This window comes from Dyadobacter flavalbus (assembly GCF_006149045.1).
GTDB classification, from domain to species: Bacteria; Bacteroidota; Bacteroidia; order Cytophagales; family Spirosomataceae; genus Dyadobacter; species Dyadobacter flavalbus.
In genome coordinates this window covers 788,581-812,820 of sequence record NZ_VBSN01000027.1, presented here as the reverse complement: position 1 = coordinate 812,820, position 24,240 = coordinate 788,581, and the positions used below count along the sequence as shown (strand labels likewise).

The 24,240-nt window shown below is 45.5% G+C and carries 20 protein-coding genes; 7 read left to right on the top strand and 13 right to left on the bottom strand.

The window, feature by feature from the left end:
- Positions 1-4: 4 nt before the first annotated feature.
- From FEM33_RS08670 to FEM33_RS08650, 5 genes are all read right to left on the bottom strand, one after another.
- A complete protein-coding gene (locus tag FEM33_RS08670; protein WP_139011634.1) occupies positions 5-598 on the bottom strand; it encodes a Uma2 family endonuclease in 594 nt (197 codons plus the stop codon).
- A gap of 164 nt (positions 599-762) precedes the next feature.
- Entirely contained in the window at positions 763-1,608 is an 846-nt protein-coding gene (locus FEM33_RS08665) for a sugar phosphate isomerase/epimerase family protein (RefSeq protein ID WP_139011633.1), read from the bottom strand.
- A 42-nt stretch (positions 1,609-1,650) separates the two neighbouring features.
- Complete coding sequence (locus tag FEM33_RS08660; RefSeq protein WP_139011632.1) at positions 1,651-2,856, bottom strand: FG-GAP repeat domain-containing protein; 1,206 nt, start codon at positions 2,854-2,856, stop codon at positions 1,651-1,653.
- Between the two features lie 153 nt (positions 2,857-3,009).
- Complete coding sequence (gene rhaT / locus FEM33_RS08655; RefSeq protein ID WP_139011631.1) at positions 3,010-4,092, bottom strand: L-rhamnose/proton symporter RhaT; 1,083 nt, start codon at positions 4,090-4,092, stop codon at positions 3,010-3,012.
- Between the two features lie 94 nt (positions 4,093-4,186).
- Positions 4,187-6,454, bottom strand: a complete 2,268-nt coding sequence (locus tag FEM33_RS08650; protein ID WP_229214150.1) for a T9SS type A sorting domain-containing protein — start codon at positions 6,452-6,454, stop codon at positions 4,187-4,189.
- A gap of 87 nt (positions 6,455-6,541) precedes the next feature.
- On the opposite strand from FEM33_RS08650, the gene FEM33_RS08645 reads away from it, so the two are divergent.
- The 4 genes from FEM33_RS08645 to ahcY all read left to right on the top strand — a co-directional run bounded on the left by FEM33_RS08645 (position 6,542) and on the right by ahcY (position 11,030).
- Complete coding sequence (locus FEM33_RS08645; RefSeq protein ID WP_139011630.1) at positions 6,542-7,846, top strand: UDP-N-acetylmuramoyl-tripeptide--D-alanyl-D-alanine ligase; 1,305 nt, start codon at positions 6,542-6,544, stop codon at positions 7,844-7,846.
- Positions 7,847-8,064: 218 nt separating this feature from the next.
- Entirely contained in the window at positions 8,065-8,616 is a 552-nt protein-coding gene (locus FEM33_RS08640) for a peroxiredoxin (RefSeq protein ID WP_139011629.1), read from the top strand.
- Between the two features lie 114 nt (positions 8,617-8,730).
- Positions 8,731-9,321: a carboxymuconolactone decarboxylase family protein gene (locus tag FEM33_RS08635; protein ID WP_139011628.1), complete on the top strand. Its 591-nt coding sequence runs from the start codon at positions 8,731-8,733 to the stop codon at positions 9,319-9,321.
- A 392-nt stretch (positions 9,322-9,713) separates the two neighbouring features.
- Positions 9,714-11,030 (top strand): adenosylhomocysteinase, encoded by a 1,317-nt coding sequence (ahcY, locus tag FEM33_RS08630; protein ID WP_139011627.1) that lies wholly within the window; start codon positions 9,714-9,716, stop codon positions 11,028-11,030.
- Between the two features lie 48 nt (positions 11,031-11,078).
- Here ahcY and FEM33_RS08625 read toward each other — a convergent pair whose 3' ends face one another.
- The 4 genes from FEM33_RS08625 to FEM33_RS08610 all read right to left on the bottom strand — a co-directional run bounded on the left by FEM33_RS08625 (position 11,079) and on the right by FEM33_RS08610 (position 15,083).
- Positions 11,079-11,948, bottom strand: coding sequence for a mechanosensitive ion channel family protein (locus tag FEM33_RS08625; RefSeq protein WP_139011626.1), 870 nt, complete (start codon positions 11,946-11,948; stop codon positions 11,079-11,081).
- A gap of 259 nt (positions 11,949-12,207) precedes the next feature.
- A complete protein-coding gene (locus tag FEM33_RS08620) occupies positions 12,208-12,987 on the bottom strand; it encodes an SHOCT domain-containing protein (protein WP_139011625.1) in 780 nt (259 codons plus the stop codon).
- Positions 12,988-13,140: 153 nt separating this feature from the next.
- Positions 13,141-14,409 (bottom strand): sensor histidine kinase, encoded by a 1,269-nt coding sequence (locus FEM33_RS08615; RefSeq protein WP_139011624.1) that lies wholly within the window; start codon positions 14,407-14,409, stop codon positions 13,141-13,143.
- The gene (locus tag FEM33_RS08610; RefSeq protein WP_139011623.1) at positions 14,406-15,083 is read right to left on the bottom strand and encodes a response regulator transcription factor; all 678 of its coding nucleotides are present in this window, start codon (positions 15,081-15,083) and stop codon (positions 14,406-14,408) included. The genes FEM33_RS08615 and FEM33_RS08610 overlap by 4 nt, the downstream gene beginning before the upstream one ends.
- 136 nt (positions 15,084-15,219) lie before the next feature.
- Between FEM33_RS08610 and FEM33_RS08605 the strand changes: the two genes are divergently transcribed.
- Positions 15,220-15,486 carry a filamentous hemagglutinin gene (locus FEM33_RS08605; protein ID WP_139011622.1) on the top strand — a complete coding sequence of 89 codons (267 nt, stop codon included), beginning with the start codon at positions 15,220-15,222 and terminating at the stop codon, positions 15,484-15,486.
- A 12-nt stretch (positions 15,487-15,498) separates the two neighbouring features.
- On the opposite strand, the gene FEM33_RS08600 is transcribed toward FEM33_RS08605, so the two are convergent.
- Positions 15,499-16,047, bottom strand: a complete 549-nt coding sequence (locus tag FEM33_RS08600) for an O-acetyl-ADP-ribose deacetylase (protein WP_139011621.1) — start codon at positions 16,045-16,047, stop codon at positions 15,499-15,501.
- 209 nt (positions 16,048-16,256) lie between these two features.
- On the opposite strand from FEM33_RS08600, the gene FEM33_RS08595 reads away from it, so the two are divergent.
- A complete protein-coding gene (locus tag FEM33_RS08595) occupies positions 16,257-20,432 on the top strand; it encodes a carbohydrate-binding protein (protein WP_139011620.1) in 4,176 nt (1,391 codons plus the stop codon).
- Here the strand turns inward: FEM33_RS08595 and FEM33_RS08590 are convergent.
- Positions 20,429-21,445 carry a GlxA family transcriptional regulator gene (locus FEM33_RS08590; RefSeq protein WP_139011619.1) on the bottom strand — a complete coding sequence of 339 codons (1,017 nt, stop codon included), beginning with the start codon at positions 21,443-21,445 and terminating at the stop codon, positions 20,429-20,431. The two genes, FEM33_RS08595 and FEM33_RS08590, sit on opposite strands and share 4 nt — an antisense overlap.
- 162 nt (positions 21,446-21,607) lie before the next feature.
- Here FEM33_RS08590 and FEM33_RS08585 point away from each other — a divergent pair, with 162 nt between their 5' ends.
- Positions 21,608-22,795, top strand: a complete 1,188-nt coding sequence (locus FEM33_RS08585) for a M23 family metallopeptidase (protein WP_139011618.1) — start codon at positions 21,608-21,610, stop codon at positions 22,793-22,795.
- A 17-nt stretch (positions 22,796-22,812) separates the two neighbouring features.
- Here FEM33_RS08585 and FEM33_RS08580 read toward each other — a convergent pair whose 3' ends face one another.
- Both FEM33_RS08580 and FEM33_RS08575 read right to left on the bottom strand, forming a co-directional pair.
- Positions 22,813-23,724, bottom strand: coding sequence for a hypothetical protein (locus FEM33_RS08580; RefSeq protein WP_139011617.1), 912 nt, complete (start codon positions 23,722-23,724; stop codon positions 22,813-22,815).
- Between the two features lie 23 nt (positions 23,725-23,747).
- Positions 23,748-24,152: a hypothetical protein gene (locus tag FEM33_RS08575; RefSeq protein WP_139011616.1), complete on the bottom strand. Its 405-nt coding sequence runs from the start codon at positions 24,150-24,152 to the stop codon at positions 23,748-23,750.
- Between the last annotated feature and the right edge of the window lie 88 nt (positions 24,153-24,240).

The window sequence follows — 24,240 nt, the reverse complement described above, 5'->3', positions numbered from 1 at the left end:
GCCATTAATCTGTAAATACTTCGGACAAGTCTATAATCAAATCCGGGAATATTGCAGATTTCAAAACGTCTCCGTTCACTTTTGGGTGCTGCCCTACAAATTTCCCCGATTCGTTTAATGTGAAAATCAGAAAATGTTCATAATCTGGATAAACAACCCAGTATTCCCGGACGCCACTTTCTTCATAAACGTCATATTTATACTTCATCTCCTTATTGGAATTTCCGGGAGAAAGCACCTCAATAACCAGGTCCGGCGCACCAACACAGCCTTGGTCGTCCAGCTTTGAAATGTCACAGATCACGCAAATGTCCGGCTGTAAAACGGTCGTAATTTCCTGATTGCTCCTTTTATCCCGGATCGGCAAACGTACATCAAAAGGCGCAGAATACGCCTGACAAGGCATTTTCTTTAGATAATTCCATATTATTCCATTCAGGTTCCATACAATGGACTGATGCCGCCTCGACGGGGCTGGTGACATCTTGAATATATAGCCCCGTATCAGTTCAAGACGCTCTTTAAAATGCCATTTCAAATAATCAGCATATGAATATTGCTTGCTGACATCCAGTTGTTCAAGTGTGTTTATTGTCATTCCGATTTTATTTTTACAATAATACCCAAATTTAAGATAGGTATATTTTGCTTAAATACCTTGTTTCCGAAAGTTCCCTGCCAAGCTTTGTGTTCTGTTATATTGTTGGGAAAAGCTGGACCCGACAAGATTTTCATAGTTGTAATGAACAGAAAAAAGATCTGTCAGAATGCAAGCGATCGAAGGAAGTTCAGGCCGTCGATTGCAATGGCTTCCTTTGAAGGTTCTATTTTTCGCCAGATGGAAGCTGCTTTTGCGATGATCTTGACATCCGGCGTAAAAGATTCAATGACAATATCTCCCTGATAATTTATGTTGTCCAATGCTGCAAAAATCCGTTCCCAGTTGATCTGATCGCCGCCGGGCGTTCCTCTGTCGCTGCCCGACGCATGCAGTAAAGCCAGTTTTCTGCCTGCTTTTTTGATAGCCAGCGCCGGATCTTTTTCTTCCAGATTCATATGGAAGGAATCCAGATGCACGAACAAAGCATCGCTTCCGACATCCTGAATCAGTTGAAGCGCCTGATCGCAGGTGTTGATAAAATCGGTTTCATAGCGGTTCAGCGGCTCAATGGCCAGTTTCACCTTTTGTTTTTCTGCATAGGAAGTCAGTGATTTCAGGTTTTCAACCACCAGGTTCCATTGTCTTGATTTCTTTTCTTCCGGAACCAGATCTGCCCTTCCGACCGCTGAATAGATAGGCCCGGCAACAAGGCTGCTGCCCAGAACCGGCGCAATATTGATCAGTTCCTGAACGTACTCCATAGAAGTAATCTGTTCCTTGCGGTTGCCGCGCAGGTCACGGCCCGGGCCGGTTGCCGCACATACAGAACGGCATTCCAGTTGGTTATCATCCAACGCTTTTCTGACGAGCTCGGGATCAATGTTTGCCGGATCTTCCAATGCAATTTCAACAAAGTCAAAGCCCCATTTTTTAAAAAGTGGAAAATAGGAAATGCTTTCGTTTGTAAACGGTGAAGAAAACAGGTACGTGTTGATGCCGAATTTCATTCCTTTGGATTTAACAGATTATTGCCGTTGCACAAACACAATTCATTTTTGTTGTGTAAAAATCCGCACTCCTTTTTTATTTCCCGTCACTATATCCGGAAGCTTGTCATTATTGATGTCTTCCACAGTAACGTGCAGCCCGACGCCGGAATCATTGTCAATTTCATGTTTGATCCACTCGGGCGTTTTTCCCGGCTTGTACTCATACCAGCAGATCACAGCAGGCTCAAATTCGCCCGGGTCGTTGCCGTTGTGCGCAAAATATCTTTTTCCGGTAACAAAATCCATGTTTCCGTCCCCGTTGATATCCGCCAGAGCCAGGCCGTGTGTCTGAGAAAAGGTCTTGTCAATTTCGTGGTGCTTCCAGGTTTCTTTTCCGTCATTGTCTTTTCCCTGCTCATGCCACCATATGCCGTAATTATGCGCGGATGCACTCAGCACGTCGTTCAGGCCGTCGCCATTCAGGTCCATAACGTACATCTGCGAACAATCCTCGCCAAGATCTGCGGGATGAAAAGTCCAGTCTGCATCTTTGGGGTGCTTTGCCGGGCCTTCTTTCGGGCCTTCCCACCAGCCCGATTTGACCAATACATCTTTCCTGCCGTCGCCATTGATGTCGCCGTAACCGATGCCGTGCGTGTACATATGCGTTGCATTTTTCTCATCGTTGCTGATGATGTATTTTTCCCATTCCGTTTCGCCTTTTCTGGAAGGGCATTTCAGCCAGATTACCTTTTTGGCCGTCGGATCGTTGCATAACAGATCCAGCCGGTTGTCGCCGTCCATATCCACAAATTGCGGAGACTCGTTTCCTACGGACGAATGAATGACATGCGTTGGCCAATAACCCGGCTTGCCTTGTGGATTTTCATGCCATACCGCCGCTTTTCCCGGCCAGTCAATACGGATCAGATCAATCCAGCCGTCCTGATTTACATCCATGGCAAAATCCAGAAAAGAATCGCTATAACTTCCGTTTACGATGAAGGAATCGGGTTTGGCCAGTTCGTGTGCTTTCCAGTCGGGTGCTTCAAACCAGTAAGCGCCGGCGAGCACATCTTTTTTTCCGTCCTTGTTCACATCCCCAAATGCCGCGCCTTCGGAAATGAATTTTGTGGTAAGCTCCTGCTTTTTAAATGTGACTTCTTTTCCTTTTTTCTGTCTGGATTGTGCCTGAACCGTCTGCATGCCCAGGAACACAAGTGGCAACAAACAAAGCACCTTTATTTGACTATGCATTTTTTTCATCGGGTAAAAGGTTTAAGAATTTATCAAACAGCTGTTGGCAATTGGCTTCAAGCTCTCAGGAATAGTTATATGCAATGAAAAACAAATTGTAAAAACGGGTAATTTCAACTGATTTCCGGAAATTACTTGTCAAATTATCCTATTTACTGAAAATCACTCGCGCAAGTAATTTCCATAGCCGACAATCAGTACGGAAAGCACAATGACCAGAATTCCGATGATGATCGTCCGGAGTGTTTTCCTGCTGATCCCGTTCCATTCTTTCAGGATCAATCCCCAGGAATTGGCGACCAGAATAATGAATGCCATATGCAGAATCCACGAGCTCGGCCCGTTTCCAAGTTTGCTTTCGCCCATTCCGTAAAAGAAAAACTGCATAAACCACGTTGTTCCGGCCAGGGCAGAAAAAATATAATTGTTCAGCAAAGGCGTGCTGCTGTCGGTATAGTTGCTGAAAGTCTTGTTGCGTGCATTCAGGATCATGCACCAGATCAGATTGGTTGTAAGTCCGCCTAAAAGAATGATAACGTAAGTGACGTTGTTCTGGAATAAAAATTCGCCCTGACCCGGATTCATGGCTTTCCACAGCTCGTTTGCATCTTCCGCCATAATCTTGCCGGCATCAATCCCGAAGGCGAAACATGCGCTGAGAATACCCGAAATAATGGAAACCGTAAGACCCAGCCCGATCTTGAACTCTGTCTTGTCGTCCGGCATGTAACCGCTTTTTTTAAGGTCGTTTTCTTTCATTGCACCCGCTTTCCCGCAGATGACAATCCCGATCACACAAACGAGCAGGCCAAGCAGAACCATCTGGCCCCAGCTATTGGTAATTAAATCCGAAATCGTGTCTTTTCCAGGCTTTGGAGCATATTGATAATAAACCGAAGGTATAAGCGCCCCGAAAACCGAACAAAGTCCCAGAATAATGGAGCTGCCGAGAGAAACGCCCAGATAACGGACGCCAAGCCCGTAAGTAAGTCCTCCGATTCCCCATAAAACACCAAACAGATAAGTAATGAAGAGAACTCCGTCGTTGGTATGGGCTATGATTTCTGTAAAATCCGGAATGGTGAGGTAAGCAGCAAGCGGCGGCACAATAAGCCATGAAAAAAGCCCGCCTACAATCCAGTATGACTCCCAGGCCCAGCCTTTAACCTGTTTGTAGGGAATATAGAAACTACCGGAAGCAAAACCGCCGATAAAATGAAAAATAACACCTAGAAGAGCTTGCATGAAGACAGGATTTTATACTTTTAAGCTAAAATCAAAAGGTATCTACTCAATAAAATTGCCTTCCAAATGCAGTCAGATCATTAAAAAAGGCAATTTAGCGAACAACTATCTTCTTCACATTCCGGCTGCTGCCATTTTCCAGTTCCAGTAAATAAAGTCCTGCCGGCCAGTTTAAAGTAGAGATTTCCGCTGTCTTGTTTGCTTTTACATTCAGGTTTTCAAGCACCGGCTTGCCGTTGGCAGCCAGTATGCGCAAAGATCCGCCTTGGGAAGAATGTACGCTCACATAATCAGCTACCGGATTGGGATATACCTTAAAATCAATGCTTTGAGGCGGCTCTGTTCCTGTTACCGTAATCGGCAGAACATTGGTCAGCAGCCTTATGCCCCCGGCATTGTTCCCGATGGCAAGATCCGTTTTTCTGTCCCCGTTATAATCACCCGCAGCAACGGCAAGGTAATTCCCGAATACAGGCGCAGTAGCTTTGCCGTTGCCGGCCACAAGCAGGCTTTCTCTTTGGGTCCATTTACCCCAGGCTGCGCCGTGAAAAATGCGGATTGTTCCGCTATTATCAGCTGTAAGCAGATCCGGCTGTCCGTCCAGATCAAAATCCATTACAGCAAACTGCGGCGAACCGCCTGTAAAATCATTATTGCCGACGCCTGCAAATGCGTTTGTTTCAAGGTTAAAAGTAAATTGCTTGCTATTTCCTGAATTTGTATAATAATAAATATTTCCCTGCGGCTTTCCCAGGAGCAGGTCCAGATCGCCGTCGCCATCGCCGTCATAAAAGTAGGGTGAATCGCCGATCTGCACGTCTGACGGCAAAGCAATGGTTACTGCATCAGCAATATTGAACTGTGGAGCAGCGCCAGCAGCGGCCTTGTTGGGAATGTAGCGATATTCCAGCTTCTGACTGGCAGGCGAAGTCGCCGCAAATCCTAGATCGGTAATGCCGTCTCCGTTAAAATCAGCCCATTGCGGTTTCAGGTTGTAAACGGCCAATGCGGCGGTGATATTCAGGTAATTTTCAGTTGCAAGGTTAAACGCCGGCATGGCTGCGGTTCCGGTATTTTCCAGAAACCACAAACTTCCTCTGAACCCTGCATCGCCCGGCATGCCGCCGGTTCCAATCACCATATCCATATCGCCGTCGCCGTCCACATCAAAAAACGTCGGTGCGGCATTTTCCCCCACATCAATCATCTGATCCTGAAGAAAGTTTTTCTGCTGTAATTTGAAATCGGGCTTTACGTTTGTGCCCGCATTGTGGTAAAACCAGCCGGAAGATCTGAAATCGGTCAAGTTCCCGTCATTGGAGGAAACATTCGGTGCAACCAGCAAATCTTTTACACTGTCAAAATCCACGTCTTCCATGTAAGCAGCCGGGAAAATATGCATTAAAACCGGATCTGTCTGCGGATAGGAATTGGTGTAAGCTGTAAAATCGGCAATCAAGCCGGAAGCTGAATTGGTGAGAAAAGAAATGTGTTCATTGCTGACATGGCCAACGAGCAGGTCTTTTTTGCCGTCTCCGTTCAGGTCGTTCAGCAAGATGGAATTGCCTGCATGCATGACGCGCCCGCCTTCACTATCGGTGACGCCGCAATCAAATCCGAAAATAAAATCCTCATTATTGCCTTTTCGTAAATTTCCCCAGCATTCGCCGTTTCTTCTGAAAACCGTATTTTCTTCATTTCCCAGACTATCCGGAACGCCGAACTTTTCCATGCTCAGATTCTGGTGCAACTCAATGATTGTTCCCTGAGAATCAAAAGTAAGCAGGTCAAGATCGCCGTCGTCATCAATGTCTGTAATTCCCGGAATATCCGTTCCGTAAACCTGCAGATTGATATTTGAATTATAACCGCGTGTATAAATCGCATCTTCCATGAGTTCCCAATGCCACGCATTTCCTGTTTTTACCTGCTTGTAAACGCTGATGCCAAACGGATTGCTGCCGAAAAGATCTTTCAATCCATCTCCGTTGTAATCTGCCAGAATCATCCAGTTGTCCATATGCGGAAACAGGGACTCATAATACGGCGCATGCACGAATACTTTTTTTCCGGAACCGGCGGGATCAGCGGCTGCCAGAAAAGTAGTGACTTTGCTGTTGGTACGGTCATAAACAACCAGATCTTCATCCGCATCGTTATCCAGATGCATTTTCTGATACTGGGAAGCATTCAGCCCGCCGGCCCATGGATTGATCAGTTTTTTATTATTGGCCGAAAGCGTCGTAACTGTATCCATTTTGAACCAGATCTGCTGCGAACGTGCGCCCGAAACGGTCATGAAGTAAAGAACAAAGAAAATACAGAAGGTATATTTGGTTCGCATCGTTGAGGAATAATCCATTAGTTTTGCAGGTTTACAGGCTTGTAACTTATGCTTCTTAAACGTAACGAAATAAGCACTTATATCTTTATATTGAACTTCTAATTCATGTATACTTCTACAGAAACGCTTTATGACATATTTAAAGCCGGCGCCGGAATCTGCACGGATACACGTCAGATCAGTGAAGGCGGCCTGTTTTTTGCGCTGAAAGGCGACAAATTCGATGGCAACCTGTATGCGCAGGAAGCATTGCAGAAAGGCGCGGCTTATGCCGTTGTGGACAATCCCGAAACAGTCGCCGGCCCGCGCTTTCTGCTCGTGGAAAATGTGCTCGCAGCATTGCAGGACCTTGCCAGGCATCACCGCAGAACGTTTGCATTTCCGGTCGTTGCACTGACGGGCTCCAATGGCAAAACCACGACCAAAGAATTGATTGCAAAGGTGCTTTCCATGAAGTACAATACGTACGCAACACGCGGCAACCTCAATAACCACATCGGCGTTCCGCTTACGCTGCTTTCCATTAATCCGGCGAAGCATGAAATGGCCGTTATTGAAATGGGCGCCAATCATCAGGAAGAAATTGCGCTGCTGTGCACGATTGCGCAGCCTACGCATGGACTGATTACCAACATCGGAAAAGCACATCTGGAAGGTTTCGGCGGAATAGAAGGAATCAAAAAGGGAAAAGGTGAACTGTTTGATTTCCTGTCCAAGAAAAAAGGAATCGTCTTTGCCAATGTAAAGAATGATGCCGTTATGGAAATGATCAGCAAACGGCGCGCATTCGGTGAAATCGTTTTTTACTGCTCGGAAAACAGTCCGGTGAATCCGGTTCTTGTTCAGGAAACACCTTTTGTGATTTTTAGCAACTATGGAAAAACAGTAACGACGCATCTTCCCGGAAACTATAATTTTGATAATATCTGCGCAGCACTGGCCGTTGGAAAGCATTTTGAAATCTCTGATGAAGATGCGCTGGAAGCCGTAGCCACTTACGAGCCGGACAACAACCGTTCTCAGGTTGTCAAAAAAGGCAGCAATACGGTGATTATGGATGCATATAATGCCAATCCGTCATCCATGCAGGCTGCCATTGCCAATTTTGCCCGGATGGAAGCACCACGTAAAATGCTGATTCTTGGCGATATGTTTGAACTGGGCGATGCGGCTCCGGAAGAGCATCTTGCACTCGGAAAACAGATTGCTGCTGAAAAATTCGACATCGTCATACTTTCCGGACAACTGATGCAGCATGCTTTGCCGGTTTTGCCGAAAGCCTACTATTTTCCCGACAAATTTTCACTGCATAACTGGGTTATGGACAACCCGCAGGAAAATACGTACATACTGATTAAGGGTTCACGCGGAATGGCGCTGGAAAGTGTGCTCGGCGTTATGCCCGGATGACATTTATTATTTAAGTAAATATTAGTATAATTATATTACAAAAATTTATACGCGTATTGAAAAAATTTATAATATCCGTATTTATATAAACAAAACTAAATTCATTCAATTTAAACAACTCTTTCCTTCCATAGTACCATAGTGTGAGTTGCCTTGCATTGCCCGTGCACGTAAGTTTGCAACATTAAAAAGTACAAATTTCAAACAAACGAGCAATTATGGCTAATAGATTATTATCAGTGGGATCAACATTCCCTGAATTCAAAAAAACATCTGTTGTTTCTCTTGAAAAAGGAAATGAATTCTATGATATTACTTCGGAAGACCACAAAAACGCCGGCAAATGGATGGTGATGTTCTGGTGGCCGAAAGACTTTACTTTTGTGTGCCCAACTGAAATTGCCGAGTTTAACAAACACAATGAAGATTTTGCAGACCGTGACGCAATCCTGATCGGTGCTTCCACCGACAGCGAATTTGTTCACCTTGCATGGCGCAAGAACCACGACGATCTTCGCGATCTTCATTTCCCGATGCTTGCAGATACTTCCAAGTCACTTGCCGAAGAACTGGGCATTCTTGAAGCCAATGAAAAAGTTGCTTACCGCGTAACATACATCGTTGATCCGCAGGGAATTGTTCGCTGGGTCAGCGTTAATGACCTTTCAGTTGGACGTAACGTATCCGAAGTGATCCGCGTTCTGGATGCTTTGCAGACTGACGAACTTTGCCCTTGCAACTGGCAAAAAGGAGAAGCGACCATCGCTTAATCCCAAGTTACATAAGTACAGTTCACAGCCGGCAGCCACCCTTTTGCGCTTCCAACTGTGAACTGTTTTCATTTATCACCAGAGGAATCCGGCCTCTTGCAATCCAAAAACAATATGTATCCATTTACATCAACAGGAAATACAAAAGATTCTCTGTATAAAGAGATCAACCTTCCGGCTGACTTTGAAAGCGTGCTGATCAACAAACTGGCTGCTTTGGATCACCGTTATCTTAAAGATCTTAAAATCAATGTCGGCAATGTTCTGAAATCGCAGACGCTGAACCGCAAAGAGGCGTTATTGATTGCGCTGGCCGTTGCAGTAAATGAAAAAAATACGGCGCTGATTACAGCCATAGAGGAACTTGCGGCCAATGAAGGTGCAGACGAAAAGGAAATTGCAGAAGTAACAGCATGCGTTTCGTTAATGAATGCCAACAATGTCTTTTACCGTTTCAGACATTTCATGCACAAGGAATTTTATGACAATGCGCCTGCCGGCATCAAAATGAGCATTATGGTGAATCCGGTGTTGGGCAAGGAATTCTTTGAATTGCTGAGCCTTGTGGTTTCGGCGCTTAACGGTTGCGAAATGTGCGTAACTTCACACGAGCAGTCGGTTCTGAATCATGGCGGAACGCAGGCGCGCATTTTCGATGCGGTAAGGGTCGGCGCTATTTTCAAGAGCTTTACCGTGCTTGTATAGTTTTTCAGCATGTATAAAAAATCCAGGCTCAGAAGGCCTGGATTTTTTATTTACCGACAAAAGCGTTTTTACTTCACAACCGTAATCTGCTGTTTCGTCCGGTTCCATCCATGTAACTCCGGTTTCGGAACCGAAAACCGGTGTCGCTCCATGTGCAGAATCCGTTGGCAAACGGCATAAATCGGATACCATGCGGAAGTGACAGACAAAATATCTGAAAGGAGCGGATATTCACCTTTGCATCACTGACAAATCTCTCATTAACCATGTCTCCAAGATAAAATATCTGATTTCAGACGTTTATTCTCAATTTGTATCTGTTTTTATTAAGGTCAGTGGTTTTTCTACTTAATTTTGTATCAAATTAAAGATATTAACTAAACTGTAAAATAATGGCAACGTCAACAGAAACGTACATTCCTTACAAGGTAAAAGACATCTCGCTGGCCGAATGGGGCCGTAAAGAAATTACACTGGCAGAAGCTGAAATGCCGGGTTTGATGGCTATCCGTGCTGAATATGGCCCGTCTCAGCCGCTTGCAGGTGCACGTGTTGCCGGTTGTCTTCACATGACGATCCAGACTGCAGTGCTGATCGAAACGCTTACTGCACTTGGTGCGGAGGTTACATGGTCATCATGCAACATATTCTCTACGCAGGATCACGCAGCAGCAGCGATTGCCGCAGCAGGCATTCCGGTTTATGCGTGGAAAGGTATGAATGAAGAAGAATTTAACTGGTGTATAGAACAAACACTTTTCTTTGGTGAAGAACGCAAGCCTTTGAACATGATCCTGGACGACGGCGGAGACCTTACCAATATGGTTTTTGACGAATATCCTGAGCTGATCGCCGGCATCAAAGGACTTTCCGAGGAAACTACAACAGGCGTTCACCGCTTGTACGAGCGTTTTAAAAACGGTACGCTTCACTTGCCGGCCATTAACGTGAATGATTCGGTTACAAAATCCAAATTTGACAACAAGTACGGCTGCCGCGAATCACTTGTGGATTCCATCCGCCGCGCTACGGACCTGATGCTTGCCGGTAAAGTTGCCGTTGTAGCAGGTTACGGAGACGTTGGAAAAGGTTCTGCCGAATCGCTTCGCGGTGCAGGCTGCCGGGTTCTGGTTACTGAAATTGATCCGATCTGTGCGCTTCAGGCTGCTATGGACGGCTTTGAAGTTGTAACGATGGACGAAGCCGCAGAACGTGCGAACATTTTCGTTACTGCAACCGGAAACTACAAGATCATCACAGACCGTCACTTCCTGAAAATGCGTGACAAAGCCGTTGTTTGTAACATCGGTCACTTTGACAATGAAATCGATATGGCCTGGCTGAACAAAGCATACGGTCATACCAAATCCCAGATCAAACCACAGGTTGATATTTACTCGGTAGAAGGCAAAGACATTATCGTTCTTGCAGAAGGCCGTCTTGTAAACCTGGGTTGTGCAATGGGTCATCCGTCATTTGTAATGTCATGCTCTTTCTCAAACCAGACACTTGCCCAGATTGAACTCTGGACAAACACAGCTGCATACGAGAAAAAAGTATATGTACTTCCAAAAGCGCTGGACGAAAGAGTAGCTGCTTTCCACCTTGCCCACGTTGGCGCAAAGCTGGAAACGCTTACCGAAGAACAAGCGGCTTACATCGGCGTTACTACCGAAGGCCCTTTCAAATCGGAAACATACCGTTATTAATATTTGCTTTTGAAAAAGGCTTGCCGGAGAAATCCGGCAAGCCTTTTTTTATGCCTGATCTTTTGCCTGCAGTGTCGGTTCCGGGCTCCGTTTCTGTAACGGAATAGCAATGTTGTTTTCATCAAAGGCTTTCTTCACAGCTTTTATGGCTGTACTTTTTGCCGGCCCCGGCCCTGCTTTGCTCTGATCAATCCAGAAGAACACTTCGAATTCAATTCCGTTGTCACCAAATTTAGTAAAGTTCAGTTCTACCGGTTTTTGCTTTTGCAGGAAGTCAAGACCGTTGATGACAGAAAGCACCAGACCTTCTACAAAATTTAAATTTTCAGAATTGGCAACGCTGCAAAGAAGCTGAACCCTTCGCTCGCCCGAATAAGTAAAATTTACGATCGGCTTCTGAAAAATGTCTTTACTTGGCAGTTCCACATGCTGTCCCGCAAAATTGTCCATCTTCACGGAACGCAGCCCGATGGATAAAACCTTTCCTGTAAATCCGTTGGTTTCGATAACGTCACCGACTTTGATCGGGCGCTGAATGGCGATAAAAGCACCGGAAATGAAATTGGTCGTCAGATCCTGAAAAGCAAAACCGAGCGCAAGTGCCAGCACGCCGGCTCCTGCCAGCAGTGACGTTACCGTTTTATCCAGCCCGAGCATTCCCAATGCAAAGAACAAACCGGTTGTAATGATCGCTATTTTGGTCAGTGCTGAAATCAGACTTACAAGTGCAATATTCTGTGAAGCCCGCGTCAGTGCTTTTTCTGTAATCCGGCTGCCGTAATGCGACAAATACCGGAAAATAACCAGAATGATAACGGCAATAATCAGGTTCGGGACAAATCTGATACTTGCATAAGCCCAGCTTTCCAGCTTGACTGCAACCGGCTGTATAAATTTTGAGATTTGTAATAAAATCATTTTCTGCAATTTTAACCTGACGAAAATCAGACTTCAAAATTGCTGAATTTTTACTGAATATTTGTATAGCTGTTAGCCGTTAGCTTTTAGCCTTTGGCTATTAGCTGTTAGCATTTAGCTTTTAACTGCTATTAACATTAAGATTCAATTTTTTGGTTTGTAACTGCTTTTAGCAAATACCTTTTACAAAAAATTTCAACAATCAGCCAAGAGCCAAGAGCTAACGGCTAAAAGCTAACAGCTAACCGCCAACATCAGCTCACAACTTCGACAGCAGCTCTTCTTTTTTCGCTTTAAATTCCTCTTCCGTTATCTGGCCTTTTTCAAAAAGCATGTTTACTTTTTCAATTGTGGAAATAATAATATCCTGCGGGCTATGTCCATGATTTTCCGTGCTCAGGTCAGCCGTTGAAGTAACATCGTATGCAATTTCAGGCGTTGGCTGCATTTGTGCCGAAGGCTCGGAAATGATTGTCAGGCTGCTCAGATCAACCGGCCCGTCCTGACTTGTAAACTTGTACAAACTTCCGCTTCCCTGCTGCTGTGAAATACCTGTAATCTCATGATGTTTGGTATCGTAAATAGTCTGCTTGCCGTTTTCTTCAATCACCAGACGCTTTACTCTGGCGAAATAAGCGTATCTGAAATTATTCTGTGACCCGCTGGCTGTCGGATTTCCAAAAATGGAAGGCCATGAACTGCCGGAACCCGCAGAATATCTGCTGCTTACCTGCGGCTTTTTTTCAGGTATTTCAGATGTTTCTTCAAACAATAATCTGGTACTGACCAGATTTGAAAGTTCGCTGCAGAGCTTGTCAACCGTAGTCCGCGCCGAGTTATTGAACATATCTCCGACCATGGTCATTCCGCCTTTCATCCATTGCCCCGATCCGCCCAGCTCAGGAATGTTGAACTGCGCCATGGTTCCATTTCCGCTGATGACGGCATTTAACAAAGATTCAACAGTTGCTGTCTGGAGGTTATATTTAGCCGCAATGTCTTCCACAATTTGCTGGCCCTCATTTGTAAGTGCTTTCATATCCAAATAGTTCTTTTCAGTATACGTCATAAAAACAATGCCATAATTGCCCTGATTTCAATTCAGCCCATACAGAACACATTTCACATTTTACATTTCACATTTCACATCTTACTTCTCACATCTTACTTCTCACCTAACAAAAAGGATGCACTAACCTTTAACATGGATTGTAATCGTATGCATTTCTTCAAACACATATTCTATTCCAAACCCGTACAGATCCGCAATCGCCTTTACAATCGCCAGGCCCAGTCCTGTGTTGTTTTTACCTGAACTGCTTTTATGAAAACGCCGGAAGATTTTGTCTTTATCAAGTGCCTCCGGATTTCCCGAATTTGAAATGCTGAAATGATCCGCTTCAATGTAAATGTTTACACTTCCGTTCGAATGATTATGGACAATGGCATTTTTTAGGAGATTGGATACAAGTACCGCCGCCAGATCCTTTTGCATGGATACGTTCAACCGGCTGTTCTCATGCATTTCGATGGTTATGTTTTTGTACTCGGCAAAGTCTTCAAACTCGTTTTTCAACACAGCAAAAAGATGATTTACAGAAACATCCTCCATTTCCGGAAACTGGCGGTTTTCTATTTTGGAAAGCAGCAGCAACGATTTGTTCAGCCGTGTAAGCCTTTCCAGCGTCTGGATAACCTGACCGACAGCTTCCAGACCCGCTTCGCCAAGATCATTCTTTTCAGCAAGCATTTCCAGCTTGTTAATACTGATCGCAACGGGCGTCTGGAGTTCGTGAGAGGCATTTTCAATGAATTGTTTCTGGCTGTTGTAAGTTTCCAGTGTATGCAGGACCAGTGAAGTCACAGCGGAATTTAGTTCTCTAAACTCTTTTACATCCGTTTCTGCCGTTTTTACCGGCTCGCCTTTTCCAAGCTGAAAATGCTTCAGTTGTTCAAGCAAATGATAAAACGGCTTCCATACTTTTTTCAGCAGAAAATTATTTACAACCAGAATACTCACGATCAGCGCCACATACAGCCATATCAGCGCAAAAAACAGGTCTTCAATCAGGTCATCTTCCTCCACCATGGAAGAAATGACTTTAAGCTCGTAAAAACGGTTTTTGTATTTGAAATCGGTCGTCAGCATGCGTACGGGTTCAAGGTCCTTTTCGTTCATCATATACATGAGCGTGTCGCGATAGGAATCCTTTTCCTGGAATGCCTGAATTCTGGAAATTTCCCGGATTTCATAATTGGCTTCACCAAAGTCCGTTCTGGATAAGGTCGTGGAATCTTCTTTCACCTTTTCCAGAATCAGCAACTTGTAATTGTCCAGCCCGTCGTCCAGACTGTCGTAAACTTCATCCAGCATATTGATATAAAATATGACTGCCCAGACGCTGATGATGCCAAACAGGGCAAACGCCAGATAACGAAGGGTATAATTGAGCAGATTCACAGCTGAACAAGTTTATAGCCGATGCCGTATACAGCCTGTATTTCTACGCCTGCGTTGTTTTCCTTGAGTTTCTTTCTGAGGTTTTTGATCTGTGAATAAATAAATTCATAATCGTCTGCTTCGTCCATATGATCGCCCCAGACGTGCTCGGCAAGTGCCGTTTTGTTTACAAGGCGGCTTTGGTTCACAATCATGTACATAAGGATGTCGAACTCTTTGCGGTTAAGAGGAATTGACTGATAGTCAATTTGTAAAGTTCTTTCCCCAGCGTCCAGTCTGAGGTTGGAAAGTTCGATGAAGTTTTTTCCCTGAAACGATTTTCTTCTCAATACCGATTTTACCCTTGCTGTAAGCTCCGCAATGTGAAAAGGTTTTGTCAGATAATCGTCCGCACCCAGATTCAAGCCTTTCAGTTTGTCATCCAGCGAATCTTTGGCCGAAATAATAATGACATTGTCCGATTTGTCCAGATCTTTGAGTTCCTGCAATAAATCCAGCCCGCTGCCGCCCGGAAGCATAATGTCCAGCAGGATGCAATCGTAATGGAACGAAATGATTTTATCCAGTGCCGATCTGTAATCTTCTGCGGATTCCACCAGAAAATGCTCCATTTCCAGCGATTCGCGGATAACGTCGGACAATTCCGGCTCGTCTTCAATAATCAGTATTTTCATAGCCTGCAAATTAGCTTAACAAACTGGAAAGAATCTGGAATTCCCTATACGAAATCGCTTGTCTTCGTGAACCGGACTCGGCACAATTGTTTTAAGAACCGAATCATCATTAACAATTAAAAATACATCAGTCAAAATGGATATTTATCAGATAGCTAACGAATACAGAAGCAAACCGTCAAACGATATTGACCCGACGGACCCCAGAGAAACGCCTCCGTTTGATCCAAGACCGGAAGTTCCTTCGCCGGATGTCCCCGAAGAAACACCTCCGTTTGAAAAAGAACCGGAAACTCCGCCGGTTGAACCCAGCCCTGAACTGCCGCCGGTTGAGCCCGTAGTTCCGGAAGTTGATCCATTACCGGCACCCGGCGGAGAGCCCGAAATTCCTGCTTTTCTGTGAACGGCTAACTGTTCACAAACCGGAACCGGTTGGTCTTTTAACTTCCGGAAAGTTGCTTAAATAGAGAAAGTTCTCCTGATCAAAACAGACGAACGTTACTTTCCGGATTTCGTCCGTTTCTGATATAAATTCAGAAACGGTTTTTACAGCTATTTCTGCTGCTTTGTCTTTCGGGAAACCATAAACACCTGTACTGATATTGGGAAAAGCAATGGTTTTACACTTATTTTCAACAGCAAGTATTAATGAATTGCGGTAACAGTCAGCCAGTTTCTCAGCTTCCTGATTGTTGCCGCCATTCCATACCGGCCCTACCGTGTGAATAACAAATCTTGCAGGCAGGTTACCGCCGGTTGTGATGACGGCCTTTCCGGTTTTACAACCGCCTTGTCTGGCTACAATTTTCCGGCATTCGTCCAGAATTGCCGGACCGCCGACGCGGTGAATGGCGCCATCAACGCCTCCTCCGCCCATTAATGACGAATTAGCCGCATTGACAATGACGTCCACATCCAGCTGTGTAATGTCACCTTTTATTAGTTCGATCCAATTTTGCTTCATTTTCACACAAATTGTTTTGAAAACTGCAATCAAATAATTGTTCCCGTGAGATTAAATTCCATATAACATGTAAAATACTTTGGTTTACGCTTTAACAGAAGCTGTTACTACAAAAAATTATTTGTAATTTTGTATAGTAAACCTTCTACTATTCAATAATGCTTTCAGCTAATAAATTGCACACAATTAAATTCCCACATTTACCTGGAATGAAAAAAATTCTACTTTTCATATTCCTGTTTTGCTCTGTTCTTTCTCAGGCACAATCCTATAAATTACTTCCTGGCAAAATAGAAGCTGAGGATTACGTTGCCATGTCCGGAATCGGGACCGAAACGACTGCGGATATCGGCGGCGGCCTAGATATCGGCTGGATTGGCGACAAAAGCTGGATGGATTATCATGTGAACATTGCAGCCGAAGGTTATTATACTTTCACGCTGCGCATTTCGAACGGTTTCAGTCCGGATGCAGCGATTTCACTCAGGTCTGCCAGCGGCACTGTTCTTGCCCAGACAATACTTCCGCAAACCGGCGGCATGCAGGGATGGCAAAGTGTTAAAATGATTGCCTTTTTACCCGCAGGAAACCAGACCTTGCGTTTTTATGCCGAAAAAGGCACTTTCGGATTCAACTGGTTTGAAGCGCAGGCGTCAAAATCCGCAGCAGGAAAAATAGAAGCCGAGCATTACGATTTCATGTACGGCGTTCAGACCGAGAACACCGGCGATACGCTGGGCGGCCTGAATGTAGGTTTCATTGATGACGGTGACTGGATGGATTACAATCTCAAGACGGCATCTGCGGGTTTGTATACATTCCATTTGAGGGTTGCCAACAGTTACGGTTACGGAATAATAGAGATAAAGGATTTCAATAACCATGTACTTGGCGAAGTCAGTGTGCCGCAAACGGGTGGATGGCAAAGCTGGATTACCATTACTACACAGGTAACTCTTCCGGCTGGCAGCCAGGTTATACGCCTGTATGCCAAATCCGGCGCTTTCAATCTGAACTGGTTTGAACCCGTTCTGTTTGTGACGCCTGACAGGGAAACATTGCTGCCCGCCAAAATAGAAGCGGAGGATTTCAACACCATGAACAATGCGCTTACAGAACCTGCTTCGGATGCTGGCGGCGGCAGTAATGTACGCTGGCTGGAAGACGGCAGCTGGATGGATTACAAAGTTCAGGTGCCCGCAGAGGCATTTTACACGTTCAGTTACAGGATTGCCAACGGGTTCAGCCCGGATGCAACCATTTCTCTCAAAGCAGAAAACGGAACAATTCTCGGACAAACAAAACTGCCTCAGACCGGCGGCATGCAAGGCTGGAAAACGGTCAATATGATTGCTGCATTGCCAGCCGGAAACCAGACACTGCGGTTATTTACAGAAAAAGGAATATTCAGCCTCAACTGGTTTGAGGTAAAAAATGCAAGGCCATTACCGGGAAAGCTGGAAGCGGAAAGCTTTGATGTTACCAATAATGCAAGATTGGAACCGACTACTGATGTTGATTCGGGTTATGCCGTTAGTTATATCAATGACGGTGACTGGATGGATTACAACGTCAACATTGCGGCATCAGGCATTCACACGCTTAATTTCAGGATTTCCAACAGCTACGGCAACGGATTGATTGAAATACGGAATGCTGCCGGAAATATTCTTGGCCAGGTGGATGTGCCGCAAACCGGCGGCTGGCAGAACTGGTCAACAATCCGTACAACTGCGAACTTCACTGCCGGAAGCCAGGTGTTACGCATATATGCCAAACGCGGTGCTTTCAACCTGAACTGGCTGGAAGTGGTTCCTGGCTCCGTACAAGGCCAGTCCATGATAACCATGGCTCCGATCACGGATAAAAACATAGGTGATCTCGGCTTTAACATTACGGCTACAAGCAACAATAATGAAACACCTGTCATACTCGCTTCCTCCAATCCAGCCGTCGCTACTGTTTCCAACAGCGGAGATAGCTGGCGGGTTACGCTTGTTGGTGCCGGCGATGTTACAATTACTGCGTCACAGGCAGGAAACAATAACTACTTGCCTGCACTGGATGTATCCAGAAGCTTTACAGTCACCGGAAGTTCCAGGCCTTCTGATCCGACATATGGCACAAAAATCCCGATTGACCCGAAACGCTGGTATCAGCTAACCAATGCAGCCAATGGTCTGGAAGGACTTTTCGACGGCAATACGCAGGAAAACGTGCATACCGGCTGGGGGAAAATCATTGATTATTACGAGGCATATTATCCGCTGCTGGAAGGCGAGCAGATTTCGCTGGATCACATCCGCTTCTTTGATTATACAGGTTCAACACCTGATCAGCCCATGATTTTGTCTGTTATCGACGATCAGTGGCGTCGGATTCCGATTGCTACTTTTACAGGAGAAATTTACAATGGCTGGGTTGGCCCCTACCCGGATCGCTCAAATACGGGAAATGATCCGTTCAAGCTGGATTCCCCGGTAACCAATATCCGGTATCTGGTTATAAAGGTTCCGCATACCTTGCCTACGGAAATTGAGTTTTACGGAAATTACACGGCTCCTGCTCAAACACAGAAACAGTTCAGGACCAGAAATATCAAGCTGAATGACATGATCGGTGTCAATGGCTATGAATGGAATTTCCAGGACGGAGCACATGCCGAAAAACTCGTAGAATCCAAAATGAATGCAGTGAAAGGCTTTTCAGGATTTCGTCATTATATGGACTGGGAAAAACTGGAATCTGCCGAAGGTGTTTTTTCCTATAATCCAACGCTTAGCGGAAGCTGGAACTATGACCTGATCTACGAAAGATGCAAGCAGGAAAATATCGAAGTGCTTGCGTGCCTGAAAACCTTGTCGAACTGGATGCTCAGTTCCTATCCGGACAGTTTGAAGGATCATGAAAATGTGCCTGTACGTTACGGAAAAGATTTCAAAGATCCGCTCTCTTACATTGAGCAGGCAAGAGTCGGCTTTCAGTATGCAGCCCGTTACGGTAGCAATAAAAATGTAGACCCGTCTTTGCTGAGTGTTTCAACAACGCCGCGCTGGTTTGGAGATTACCCGAACACCGTTCGCATCGGACTCGATCTGGTCAAATACATTGAATGCGACAACGAACGCGATAAATGGTGGAAAGGCCGCAAAGGATACCAGACAGCCAGAGAATATGCAGCCAATCTATCTGCATTCTACGATGGCCACAAAAATACAATGGGGCCAGCAGTCGGTATCAAAAATGCGGATCCAAACATGAAAGTAGTCATTGCCGGACTGGTAACCGGACCTGATTTTGTAAAAGGAATGGTGGACTGGTGCAAGGAATTCCGCGGTTACAATGCAGACGGATCGGTAAACCTTTGCTGGGATATCATCAACTTCCACATTTATACCGACAACACTTCATCCAGCCAGAGCGGGACTTCCACACGCGGAGCCGCACCTGAGGTAACCAATGCAGACCAGATCCTTCAGAACTTTGTAAAAGTAGCTCAGGAAGTTTCCAACGATTTGCCGGTCTGGATTACGGAATCCGGTTACGACATCAGCCAGACCAGCCCGCTGAAAGCCATTCCGATCGGAAATAAATCCGCAATGCAGACACAGGCTGACTGGATTCTGAGAACTTCGCTGTTTTCTGCGCGCAACGGCATTGAGAAACTGTTCTTTTACCAGTTATATGATGACAATGGCTCCGGCGGAATGTTCGGAACCTCCGGGCTGCTGAACAATGACCAGACGCGAAGACCTTCGGCAGATTATCTTTTCCAGACTAAAAAACTGTTTGGAGAATACGTATACAAAGAAACAATCAACGACGATCCTGTTGTGGACCGCTATGAACTGAATGGCAAGTCATTGTTTATTCTGGCTGTTCCTGACGAAGTGGGCCGCACTGAAGAATATACGCTCAACCTGAACGGTGCCACCACTGCAAGAATTTACACACCAACGGCAGGAAGCGATAACATGGCCATGACGGAAGTGCCTGTGAATGGCGGAAGCCTAACCGTTACCGTGGGCGAAACGCCGATTTTCATTGTAGGCGTAAGCGACACAAACGCCAGAAAAGCAGCCGCCGAAACACTGGCTCCTGCACTGGCACCGGTTGAAAAGGTTCTTCATGAAGATGTTACGGTTTACCCGAACCCTGCATCCGGTTTTGTAAACATCGATTTGGCCAATGAAAATACCGGAACACTGGAAATCAATATTTTTGACTCGAAAACCGGTCTTTTACACAAGAAGACGCAGGTTCACAAATCCGGCAGCAAGCTGTCGCACAAGCTGGACCTGACCAGTATGCCTGTCGGCGTTTACGTGGTGGAAGTCAAACAGGGAAATGAAAGTGCTTTCCGTAAAATAGCCAAAATCGATTAAATATTCTGCGGCATGCGCTTCGACATCCGGTTGTTGCGCATGCCGTCAATACGTGAAATATTGAACTTGTCGCGGTACTCTTTGGGCGTTACGCCCGTACTTTTCTTAAACAGCTGCCTGAACGATTTGAGGTCGTTGTACCCGGAATTCAGCATGACTTCCAGCACGCTCTGATCGGTTTGTTCCAGCAGTTTTTTAGCCGCTTCAATCCTGGTTTTCTGAAGATATTCAATCGGCGTCAGTCCGATGGCCTGTTTGAAACGCCTGACTACATTGCGCCGGCTGGCGGGAATATCCTGAATCAGCTCTTCTATTGTCCTTCCTTCCTGATAGGCCGTTTCAATCTTTTGCTGCGCCATATTCACCAGTCCGTCACCGTGATTTTGCAAGGGCGTGAAAGTCCCGAAGTAAGTCTGTTGTTCACGGTCCATGTCAATGGCAAACATCTTGGCCGTGCGCAGCGTAACTTCTTTCCCGCAATAACGCTGGATCAGATAAAGCATCAGATGAAAGCTGCTGGTGGCGCCTCCACTCGTATAAATTCCTTTGTCATCCGTAACTACGGCATCACTTTTCATGATTACCTCCGGGAAATTGGAAGCAAACGTCAGGGCTGCGTCAATGTGCGTCGTAGCTTCTTTTCCGTTCAGCAAACCAGCCATCGCAAGCAGGAATGCGCCTGTACAGAAACTGGCTATTTCGGCACCGTTTGCGTACTGCTCTTTTAACCAGGGAATACACACCTGATTTTTTGCAATAGAAACCTGCAGATCGCCCGGCCCAAATGCCGGAATCAGGATCAGATTCTGCTGGACAGCGTTTCGGATCGGTTGGATGGTGTACAGGTCGTTGAACTCGCCGGGCTGGTCATCCGAAGAAAACAAGGTTATTTCAAAGAAAGGACTTTTGTTTTGCTGTTCATGGAAAATATTTGCCGATTCAAATACATCCAGTATGGCGGCAACGCTGAGCAGGCGGTACCTTTTGGTAATTAAAAGACCTAATCGTATCATAATGTCAAGGTGGAATAGAGCATGCCAATTTAAAAAAATTTGTCTCAAATACCCCTGTTTATCTACTTTTCGAACGTTTTTATTTTACCTGTAAAAATTCCGGCTCCGTTTGAAGATGGCATGAATTTGGTATAAACCGACAGAACAACCAAGTATTTAAAAATGAGGGCGTTTATTAAATTATTTGCTGTATTCCTGACAGCCGTTTACCTGTTTGCCTGTAAGCCTGCGCCCGTTTCGCACTGGTTTCCGGTAACGCCGCTGGAACATTACGAAAGAGAACTCTACAAGGCAGAACTTGAGAAAACGCCGGCCGGGCAAACCTGGTTTAAAGAAAGCAAAAGGGTTTTGAGTGATTCCGTATTTTCGGTTGTACCTTACCAGGAAAGGTTTTACCTGGGTGATTCCGTTCCGGCACAGGCCATCCGACTCAAAATCCCGGCCGGAAGAAAGCTGGTCATTACGCCTATGCGCAGCGAAAATGATACCGTTTCCAGATTGTTTGTAGAGTTGTACCGCATCAGAAAAAACGGCAAACCGCAGCGGCTGGAATACCTGGCTAAAGAAGCGCAATCGCTTACGTACCTGAATGAAGACGAAGACACGCTGTTGCTCCGCCTGCAGACAGGATTAAATGACAAAGCCAGTGTTTCGCTTGCGCTGACAACCTTGCCTTCACTCGGGTTTCCCGTTGCCGGCCATAATATGTCGCATGTAATCAGTGTCTGGGGCGTAGACCGTGACGGCGGGGCAAGGCGGCATGAAGGGATTGATATTCAGGCAAAGCGCGGAACGCCGGTTGTGGCGGCAGAAAACGGTTTCATCACACAAACCGGAACCAACAACCTTGGCGGAAAGATCGTTTTCCTGTCGTCAGCGGGAAGTCCGTATTCTCTGTATTATGCGCATTTGGACAGTCAATTGGTTTCAGTCGGCAAACGCGTACTGAAAGGCGACACGCTGGGTTTGGTGGGAAATACCGGAAATGCCATCACAACGGCGCCGCATCTTCATTTCGGCATTTACTCGCATGGCTCGGGAGCTGTAAATCCGCTGCCTTTCATCAACGACAGAAAAGAGAAAATTCCCGGCCTGCCCGAACAATCGCGCTGGCTGGGCGATACGGTAAAAATCAGAAAAAAAGCCAATTTGTTTGCTTCGCCTCAGTTTCAGGAAGCGGAGCGGATTATGGCGCTGCCGCCTTTTACGATTGTAAGGATCCTTGGAGAAATGGCAAAGGGCTTTCGCGTAGCAACGGAAAGCGGCACCATTGGCTATATTCCAACAGTGCCGCTTGAAGCATATCCCAAACAGGTTTCCGGGATCAGCAGGTCAAACAAAGATTTATAATGATCGGCCAAAAGTCATTAACCTGCCTGTTTTAATTCTGCCAGCCATTGCTGTGCAAAAGCACGTGCTGCATTGGTTGGAGCAGGTCCGATCCGGTAGCAGAATTTCCAGATATCATTCTGGCTCTCGTAAGCTGCATTGACAAACTTTTTCCGGTTATTGACTTCCTTTGTCTTTGCGGCAAAGTCAACGCCTTTGCTTTTTTCCAGAAATTCGGTCAACCGTGCAGAAAGTACTTTTTCCGGGCTCTTCCATTTTTCGAATTCTTCCGCATTGCTCTTATTGTTGCGGATCAGCTGCTGCTCGGCCTGCGCAATTTCGTCCTGCGCAAGAAATGCTGCATACTGCTTTTTAAATGCTTCAAAATCGGATTTCAGCAGCGGCTTTACTTTTTTGAAAAATGCTACGGTACGTTTGCTGTCTTCAATCTGTTTTTTAAATTCGGCCCGCTGGTCTGTCGGAAGGCTTGTCAACATGCTTTCCATGCCGGTAATGGATTCTCCGGCCTGAATCTGAATATCAACAATCGGTTCCATATCCTTTGCATTCAGGTTTTTAATATCCCTGATTTTATTTTCCCTGATTTCAGCCTTTCTTTCCTCGCTTACTTTGACTTCTTCCTGCGGAAAACTTTTGGCCAGCCAGCTGTTATAACGCTTTTTGAAATCCTGCGAACCATAATATAACTTGATCAGATTTCCCGCTTTCTGCACAGCCACCGCCTGATGGTCAGGTGAAATCGAACGGCATGCTGCCTTTGCAGAACTGTTTAAATAAGGTGCATACACGCTTTCACTTTGCAGCGTACTCCAGAACTTTTCCTGAACATCCTCGCTGGTCACTCCGAATTCGGAGTAATCTTCTGAAAACCGGAAGTTCAAAAAGCAAAGGCAAGCGGCAGTAATCAATAACGATATTTTATTTTTCATGGCTAAATAGGGTATTCCGGTTACTATCTTTTATTGGCAACCATTTCAAAATTCTGACCTTCAAACTCTACAAAGAGCGTCAGCACATCTGATTTTATATTACCGACTTTCGTGGTTCCTTCGTAAACGTCAACGCCCATGCTGCCGACATTTTTAAGGTTCAGCGTCCCAAGGTCGGAATCGGGTTCCGCCTCGCCGTCAATTTTCAGGCGCATTTCACCGGTTACTGTTTCCGGCGTTGATTTGTCAAGCTGTACGATAATTTCCACCTGATCGAGCGGGTAACTGTCACCATCCACAGTCAGTTTGGAAACTTTGTAGGTTCCGGCAACCTGCGCGCTTAATTCCGGTGCAGGATCTTTGTCTTTGTCATCTTTGCAAGAGAAGAAAAATGTAGTCAGGAAGAGAAATAAAAAAATCTTTTTCATGGCTGTAAAACTTTAATGTTGTTTTTTTGGATGAGATAAATTGTCTTTTGACACAACAAAGGTAGCTGCACAGCGAGGCCGGAATCAA